We start from the raw sequence: 3,602 nt of genomic DNA on the forward strand, positions 1-3,602 counted from the left end.
ATCTCGCCCTGCAATGGCTTGCTCATCTGCGTTTCCTTGGAGACGGACGGCGCATGGCGCCGGGGGAAAGGAGGGAAACCAGCGCGGGCGAACGGCGCACCGCGCGGCGGCCGGCGATCAGGAGGCCCAGGCCTCGCGCGCGCCGGCGAAGTCGGCGGGCGTGCCCAGGGCGCGGCCGTCGAGCGACTTGTCGATGCGCTTGACCAACCCGGTCAGCACCTTGCCCGGGCCGCACTCGGCCAGGCGGGTGGCGCCGCCGGCGGCCAGCGCCTGCACGCAGCCGGTCCAGCGCACCGGCAGATACAACTGCTCGACCAACGCCTGGCGGATCGCCTCGACGCCCTCGTGCACCTGCGCATCGGCGTTCTGCACCACCGGCAGCTGCGGCGCCTGCCAGGCCAGCCCGCGCATCGCTTCGGCCAGGCGGTTGGCCGCCTCGCGCATCAGCGGGGTGTGCGACGGCACGCTGACCGCCAGCTTCACCGCCTTGCGCACGCCGCGCTCGGCCAGCAGCGCCAGCGCGCGGTCGACCGCCGCGGCATCGCCGCCGATCACCACCTGCCCCGGCGAGTTGTAGTTGGCCGGCACCACCACCTGGCTGCCGGCGGCCTGCGCGCAGACCTCTTCGACCAGCGCGTCCTCGGCGCCAAGCACGGCGGCCATGGCGCCCACGCCGGCCGGCGCGGCGTCCTGCATCAGTTGCCCGCGCAGCCGCACCAGGTGCGCGCCGTCATGCAGCGACAGGGCGCCGGCGGCGACCAGCGCGCTGTATTCGCCCAGGCTGTGCCCGGCCAGCTGCGCCGGACGCGCCCCACCCTCGGCCAGCCACAGCCGCCACAGCGCCACGCTGGCGGCCAGCAGCGCCGGCTGGGTGTACTCGGTGCGGTTGAGCATCTCTTCCGGGCCGCCCTGGCTCAGCGCCCACAGGTCCACGCCGGCGCCCTCGGAGGCTTCGGCGAAGCTGTCGCGCAGCTGCGGATGCAATTCGGCCAGTTCGGCCAGCATGCCCAGCGATTGCGAACCCTGGCCGGGGAAGACGAAGGCGAGTGTGGAATCGGTCACGCGGTCGGCCCTGCGAAAATCGAGCGGCGATGATACGGGCGAAACCGGCCGGGCGTCTGTACCCGGGCGTATGTGAAATGACGGCCGGCCCATCGCGTGCCGCCGGTCGTGCCTCGCTCGGCGGCGCTCGGTGTCAGACCGACAGCACACGTGAAGCGCGGGACGCACGCCAGCGCAAGGCGTTGCGATCGTGCGCGCGGGCCAGGGTGCTGGCAGCGCGTCACCGCGGAGAGGCGGAACGAGGGGCATGCCCGATGGGCGCGGCTGGACGCGCAGGCGACAACGCCAAAAGCGCACAGCTACAGGCGAACACGCTGGGCGAATCGCGCTTTTCGCGTACGGCGTGATGTCGCAAAGGAAGGCAGGCGCGGACGCATCGCGGCACAGGCCGCGCGCGACCACGCACCGTGATGCACGCGCCAGACGCGCTGGCGTCAGGAGAATTGGGTTCGGCCAGCGCATCACCGCGCGTCGTGGCGACGACGCGCGGCGCCCGGCATCGGATCGCGATCGCGCGCCGCGACGCCGCCAACGGCGCCGGGCGCGGAAACAGGCTCAGTAGCGCAGCAGCGCCGAGCCCCAGGTGAAGCCGCCGCCGAAGGCTTCCAGCAGCAGCAACTGACCACGCTGCACGCGGCCCGAACGCACCGCCACGTCCAGCGCCATCGGCACCGAGGCGGAGGAGGTGTTGCCGTGGATGTCCACCGTCACCACCACCTGCTCCATCGGCAGCTCCAGGCGCTTGGCGGTGGCTTCGATGATGCGCAGGTTGGCCTGGTGCGGGATCAGCCAGTCCAGGTCGTGCTTGTCCAGGCCGTTGGCCTCGAGGGTCTCGTCGACCACGGCGTCCAGCGCCTTGACCGCGTACTTGAATACCTCGCTGCCCTTCATCTGGATGCCGCCGGCGGCCGGATCGCCGGTGCCGTCGCCCAGCCCGGTGGCGATGCCGACCGGATTCCACAGCAGCTCCTTCTTGCTGCCGTCGGCGTGCAGATGGGTGCTGAGGATGCCGGTGTCTTCGTCTGCGCGCAGGACCACCGCGCCGGCGCCGTCGCCGAACAGCACGCAGGTGGTGCGCTCGGTCCAGTCGACGATGCGGCTGAGGGTTTCGGTGCCGATCACCAGCACGGTCTTGGCGTCGCCGCTGCGGATGAACTTGTCGGCCACGCTGAGCGCGTAGACGAAGCCGGAACAGGCGGCGTTGACGTCCAGCGCGGGGCAGCCGACCACGCCGAGGCGGGCCTGGATCAGGCAGGCGGTGGACGGGAAGATCAGGTCCGGCGTGGTGGTGCCGACCACGATCATGTCGAGTTCGGCGGCATCGATGCCGGCGGCTTCGATGGCCTTCAGCGCGGCCTCGTAGCCCAGGTCGCCGGCGGTCTGGCCGGGGGCGGCGATGTGCCGCTCGCGGATGCCGGTACGGCTGCGGATCCATTCGTCGCTGGTGTCGACCATGTGCGACAGATCGTCGTTGGTCAACACTTTTTCAGGCAAATAGCTGCCGGTGCCCGCGATCCTGGAATAGATCCGCTTGCTCATGCTGGTTCCTGTTGCCTGTTACGCAGGCCGCCCCGGTGCGGCGCGGCCTGTGAAGATGGGTGACTCCGTCCGCCGCAGCGCGGTGGACGGGCACGGATCAATCTTCTTCGACCTGCGCGGTCTTGGTGGCGATCACCTTCTTGCCACGGTAGTAACCGTCGGCGGTGACGTGGTGGCGCAGGTGGATCTCGCCGCTGGTCGGATCGGTCGACAGCTGCTTGGCGCTGAGGGCGTCGTGCGAACGGCGCTGGCCGCGGCGGGACGGGGTGACACGGGATTTCTGCACAGCCATGGGATTGCTCCAAACTCGGTTCGTTTACATCTGTCGTCATTACGTCGCGCAGGACGCGCGCGTCCGGCAACAACCTCAGGCAGCGGCAGGCGGACCGACCGCTACTGTTTCTTCAGCGCCGCCAACGCCGCGAACGGGTTGACCTTGCTCGTTTCTTCCTCGGTCGCAGGCCAGTCGCGATCGACCGCCTCGCTTCCGGGCGCCACCGGCACCAACGGCACCGCCAGCACCAGCTCGTCCTCGACCAGATCGGCCGGCCGCAGCATGCCGTCTTCCGGCACCAGCAAGGCCTCGTGATCCGGCGGCAGCGCGGCTTCTTCTTCCTCGCTGCGGATCAGCCCCAGCCGCTGCACGCTCGACACCGGCAGCAGGAAGCGCTGCAGGCTGCGCTGACAGATCAGCGGCAGCTCGGTTTCGATCTTCAGTTCGACATAGGACACTTGCAGTACAGCGTCGCGGCCGAATTCCAGCGTGTAGCGGCATTCGCCTTCGGTGTCGGCCAGGCTGCCTTGCAGACGGGTCATCGCCGAGAGCGGCAGGCGGTCTTCGAAGACCCTGCGCGCTGCGACCATCCGCCAGGCATCCAACAGTTCGGGCACGTTCGCGGACATAAGCCGCAGAATGTTAAGGACTGCCGGTGCCGCTGTCAAACCGCCCCCTGGGCCGCTGCCAGCCCGGCCCCGAACCGCCTTGCCGGTCCGCGCCGGCC

General features: G+C 70.2%; 4 protein-coding genes. All 4 read right to left on the reverse strand.

What is annotated here, in order from left to right:
• Positions 1-117: 117 nt before the first annotated feature.
• Positions 118-1,062, reverse strand: a complete 945-nt coding sequence (gene fabD, locus D183_RS0110155) for an ACP S-malonyltransferase (RefSeq protein WP_017908892.1) — start codon at positions 1,060-1,062, stop codon at positions 118-120.
• A 555-nt stretch (positions 1,063-1,617) separates the two neighbouring features.
• The gene (locus tag D183_RS0110160; RefSeq protein WP_010342478.1) at positions 1,618-2,601 is read right to left on the reverse strand and encodes a beta-ketoacyl-ACP synthase III; all 984 of its coding nucleotides are present in this window, start codon (positions 2,599-2,601) and stop codon (positions 1,618-1,620) included.
• Positions 2,602-2,698: 97 nt separating this feature from the next.
• Entirely contained in the window at positions 2,699-2,893 is a 195-nt protein-coding gene (gene rpmF, locus D183_RS0110165) for a 50S ribosomal protein L32 (protein WP_010342479.1), read from the reverse strand.
• Positions 2,894-2,994: 101 nt separating this feature from the next.
• Positions 2,995-3,504: a YceD family protein gene (locus D183_RS0110170; protein ID WP_010342480.1), complete on the reverse strand. Its 510-nt coding sequence runs from the start codon at positions 3,502-3,504 to the stop codon at positions 2,995-2,997.
• Positions 3,505-3,602: the final 98 nt, after the last annotated feature.

The sequence above is a fragment of the Xanthomonas sp. SHU 199 genome (assembly GCF_000364665.1).
Taxonomy (GTDB): domain Bacteria; phylum Pseudomonadota; class Gammaproteobacteria; order Xanthomonadales; family Xanthomonadaceae; genus Xanthomonas_A; species Xanthomonas_A sontii.